At 50.6% G+C, this 4,441-nt stretch carries 2 protein-coding genes; both read left to right on the top strand.

What is annotated here, in order from left to right:
- Positions 1-20 precede the first annotated feature (20 nt).
- Positions 21-2,684, top strand: a complete 2,664-nt coding sequence (gene aceE / locus ACTHUE_RS11505) for a pyruvate dehydrogenase (acetyl-transferring), homodimeric type (RefSeq protein WP_070460739.1) — start codon at positions 21-23, stop codon at positions 2,682-2,684.
- 143 nt (positions 2,685-2,827) lie between these two features.
- Positions 2,828-4,435, top strand: coding sequence for a dihydrolipoyllysine-residue acetyltransferase (gene aceF, locus ACTHUE_RS11500; RefSeq protein WP_070460741.1), 1,608 nt, complete (start codon positions 2,828-2,830; stop codon positions 4,433-4,435).
- Positions 4,436-4,441: the final 6 nt, after the last annotated feature.

Here is a 4,441-nt window from a genome sequence, read left to right as displayed (position 1 = left end):
TCAACACAAGGATAGATATTATGTCCACCCAATTACACGATGTTGACCCAATTGAAACCAAAGAATGGTTAGACGCGTTAAGCTCTGTTTTAGAATATGAAGGCAGCGAGCGCGCTCAGTATCTGCTGGAAAGTTTGGTCAAATACAGCCGTGACAAAGGCATCCGTATGCCTCACGGCACCACTACTCCATATTTGAACACCGTTTCCGTAGAAGACGAAAAAGGCATCCCCGGCGACCAAAACATCGAACACCGCATCCGTGCATTCGTTCGTTGGAACGCTGCCGCTATCGTTTTGCGCGCGGGTAAAAAAGATTTGGAATTGGGTGGACACATTGCATCTTTCCAATCAGCCGCCACTATGTACGAAGTCGGCTTCAATCACTTCTGGAAAGCTAAAGGCGAAGGCGAAGAAGGCGATTTGGTATTCTTCCAAGGCCACGTTGCCCCTGGCATCTACGCACGCGCGTTCGTTGAAGGCCGTCTGACTGAAGACCAGCTGAACAACTTCCGTCAAGAAGTTGACGGTAAAGGTCTGCCTTCTTACCCTCACCCTCACCTGTTGCCTGACTTCTGGCAATTCCCAACCGTATCTATGGGTCTTGGCCCATTGATGGCAATTTACCAAGCACGCTTCCTGAAATACTTGGAATCTCGCGGTCTGGCTAAAACCAAAGGCCGTAAAGTATGGGTATTCTGTGGCGACGGTGAAATGGACGAACCTGAAAGCCAAGGTGCTATTGCTCTGGCTTCACGCGAAGGCTTGGACAACTTGGTATTCGTCATCAACTGTAACCTGCAACGTTTGGACGGCCCAGTACGCGGTAACGGCAAAATCATTCAAGAGCTGGAAGGCAACTTTGCCGGCGCCGGCTGGAATGTTGTGAAAGTCGTCTGGGGTCGTCGTTGGGACCGCCTCTTGGCAAAAGACAAAGATGGCATCCTGCGCAAACGTATGGAAGAGTGCTTGGACGGTGACTACCAAACTTACAAATCCAAAGACGGTGCATACGTTCGCGAACACTTCTTCAATACGCCTGAACTGAAAGCATTGGTCGCCGATATGACTGATGACGAAATTTGGGCATTGAACCGCGGTGGTCATGACCCTCAAAAAGTCTACAACGCTTACGACCGCGCTGCGAATCACGCTAACGGCAAACCTACTGTAATCTTGGCAAAAACCATTAAAGGTTACGGTATGGGTGCATCCGGCGAAGGTCAAAACGTTGCCCACCAAGCCAAAAAAATGGACAAAGCGTCTCTGAAACAATTCCGTGACCGCTTTGACATTCCTGTAACTGACGAGCAAATCGACAGTGGCGACCTGCCTTACCTGACTTTTGCTCCTGACAGCGAAGAATACAAATACCTGCACGCACGTCGCGAATCTTTGGGTGGCTACCTGCCTCAACGCAACCCTACCCAAGACGTTCTGGAAGTGCCTGAACTGTCAGCATTTGATGCCCAACTGAAATCCAGCGGTGACCGTGAATTCTCCACCACCATGGCTTTCGTACGCATCCTGTCTACTTTGCTGAAAGACAAAAAAATCGGCAAACGCGTTGTACCTATCGTTCCTGACGAAAGCCGTACTTTCGGTATGGAAGGTATGTTCCGCCAATACGGCATTTGGAACCCTAAAGGCCAACAATACACCCCTCAAGATAAAGACCAACTGATGTTCTACAAAGAATCCGTCGACGGTCAAATCTTGCAAGAAGGTATTAACGAGCCAGGCGCAATGGCTGACTGGATCGCGGCTGCAACCAGCTACGCCAACAGCAACTTTGCGATGATTCCTTTCTACATCTACTACTCTATGTTCGGTTTCCAACGTATCGGCGACTTGGCATGGGCTGCCGGCGATATGCACGCACGCGGCTTCCTGTTGGGTGGTACTGCCGGCCGTACAACGCTGAATGGTGAAGGTCTGCAACACGAAGACGGCCACAGCCATATTCAAGCAGATTTGATTCCAAATTGTGTTTCTTACGATCCAACATTCCAATACGAAGTAGCCGTTATCGTTCAAGACGGTCTGCGCCGTATGTATGCCAATAACGAAGACGTGTTCTACTACATCACCCTAATGAACGAGAACTACGCTCACCCGGATATGCCTGAAGGCGCAGAAGAAAACATCCTGAAAGGTATGTATCTGCTGAAAGCCAGCGGCAAAGGCGACAAGAAAGTTCAATTGATGGGTTCCGGTACTATCCTGCAAGAAGTAATTGCCGGTGCCGAATTGTTGAAAGCCGACTTCGGCGTAGAAGCAGACATCTGGTCTTGCCCATCATTCAACCAGCTGCACCGCGATGCCATCGAAGTGGAACGCTTCAATCGTCTGAACCCATTGGAAACTGCAAAAGTACCGTTTGTTACTTCTCAACTGCAAGGTCATGACGGTCCGGTTATTGCCGCTACCGACTACATCCGCAGCTATGCTGACCGCATCCGTGCCTACATCCCTAACGACTACCACGTCTTGGGTACTGACGGCTTCGGTCGCTCCGACAGCCGTGCCAACCTGCGCAGCTTCTTCGAAGTTGACCGCTACAACGTTGCCGTTGCTGCATTGAGCGCATTGGCTGAGCAAGGCAAAGTCAGCAAAGAAACCGTTCAACAAGCTATTGAAAAATATGGCATCAAGGCCGATTCAGCCCCTAGCTGGAAACGCTAATTGATGTTTCAGACGGCCTGTTTGCTTCATTCAGACATCAGGCCGTCTGAAAATCGAATGCTTGAATGGTTTAACAAACTGTACCGATGCCGTGCGAAACAGTTTTCAGACGGCATCAAACTGAAAATATTAAAGGAACTCAAATGAGTATCGTAGAAATCAAAGTCCCTGATATCGGCGGTCATGAAAACGTCGACATCATCGCCGTAGAAGTTAAAGTAGGCGACACTATTGCCGTTGACGACACCCTGATTACTTTGGAAACCGACAAAGCCACTATGGACGTACCTGCTGATGCAGCCGGCGTCGTGAAAGAAGTTAAAGTTAAAGTTGGCGATAAAATCTCTGAAGGCGGCGTTATTTTGACCGTTGAAACCGGTGCTGCCGCTGCTGATGCCGCTACGGCCCCTGCAGCAAAAGCTCCTGCTGCTGCTGCGCCTGCAGCCGCTCCTTCCGGAGGCGCTACTGTACAAGTTGTTGTACCTGATATCGGCGGCCACTCTGACGTAGACGTTATTGCCGTTGAAATTAAAGTGGGCGACACTGTTGCCGTTGACGACACCCTGATTACGTTGGAAACCGACAAAGCTACTATGGACGTACCATGTACCGAAGCCGGTGTGGTTAAAGCCGTATTCCTGAAAGTTGGCGACAAAGTATCCGAAGGCTCTGCCATTATCGAAGTAGAAACTGCCGGTTCCGCCGCAGCTGCTCCTGCTCCTGCCGCTCAAGCTGCCGCACCTGCACCAGCCGCTGCTCCGGCTCCTGCTGCTCCAGCACCAGCCGCTGCGCCTGCTCCGGCTGCACCTGCAGCTGCCAAAATTGACGAAGCTGCTTTTGCCAAAGCCCATGCAGGTCCTTCCGCACGTAAACTGGCGCGTGAATTGGGCGTAGATTTGGGTCAAGTCAAAGGTACCGGTCTGAAAGGCCGTATCATGGGCGAAGACGTTAAAGCCTTCGTTAAATCCGTTATGCAAAGTGGTGCAGGCAAACCTGCCGCTGCCTCTTTGGGAGGTGGTCTGGACTTGTTGCCATGGCCTAAAGTTGACTTCTCTAAATTCGGCAGCATCGAAGTTAAAGAACTGTCTCGTATTAAGAAAATCTCCGGTCAAAACCTGTCTCGCAACTGGGTTGTGATTCCTCACGTTACCGTACACGAAGAAGCGGACATGACCGAATTGGAAGAATTCCGCAAACAACTGAACAAAGAATGGGAACGCGAAGGCGTGAAACTGTCCCCATTGGCGTTCATCATTAAAGCCTCTGTTGCTGCGCTGAAAGCCTTCCCTGAATTCAATGCCTCTCTGGATGGCGACAATCTGGTGCTGAAAAACTACTTCAACATCGGTTTCGCAGCAGACACGCCAAATGGCTTGGTTGTTCCAGTAATCAAAGACGTGGATCAAAAAGGCTTGAAACAAATCAGCCAAGAGCTGACCGAATTGTCTAAAAAAGCCCGCGAAGGCAAGCTCAAACCGCAAGAAATGCAAGGCGCATGCTTTACTATTTCCAGCTTGGGCGGTATCGGCGGCACAGGCTTCACGCCGATCGTGAATGCTCCTGAAGTTGCTATCTTGGGTGTGTGCAAATCCCAAATCAAACCGGTTTGGAACGGCAAAGAATTCGCTCCTCGCCTGATGTGCCCATTGAGCCTGTCCTTCGACCACCGCGTCATCGACGGTGCCGCCGGTATGCGCTTCACCGTATTCCTGGCTAACCTGTTGAAAGACTTCCGCCGCATTACTCTGTAATCCGAG

It is taken from the genome of Neisseria sp. P0021.S005 (genome assembly GCF_051956955.1).
Note: the sequence above shows the minus strand (reverse complement) of the source record. Positions and strands in the feature narration are given on the sequence as shown.

Bases quoted from the DNA above. Each gene is read 5' to 3' on its own strand.
- aceF (WP_070460741.1), top strand. From the start codon at position 2,828: ATGAGTATCGTAGAAATCAAAGTCCCTGATATCGGCGGTCATGAAAAC.
- aceE (WP_070460739.1), top strand. From the start codon at position 21: ATGTCCACCCAATTACACGATGTTGACCCAATTGAAACCAAAGAATGG.